Below are 229 nucleotides of genomic sequence, written 5' to 3' on the forward strand. Positions count from 1 at the left end.
CTCAAATTTTTAATGATTATGTCCGGAATTGTATATGTAGGCTTAAGTCTGCTTGCAGTCAGAAAATACAAGAAAGAAATTTCCAATCAATACTCCAACACTGAGAAAATTAACCTGAATTGGGCATATTATCTGATTACAGGAATTGCGTTTATATGGATTGCCGTGATCATAAGGTATAATATTCTTATTTTTTCTATGGTGGTACTGTTTATTCTGGTAGCCGCTT

1 pseudogene is annotated in these 229 nt (G+C 33.2%); it reads left to right on the plus strand.

The features are described from left to right. Window positions 1–18: 18 nt before the first annotated feature. Window positions 19–229 (plus strand): annotated as a pseudogene (locus SB689_RS24390) (AraC family transcriptional regulator); the annotation flags it as partial.

The organism is Chryseobacterium sp. SIMBA_038 (assembly GCF_046535115.1).
Classification (GTDB): domain Bacteria; phylum Bacteroidota; class Bacteroidia; order Flavobacteriales; family Weeksellaceae; genus Chryseobacterium.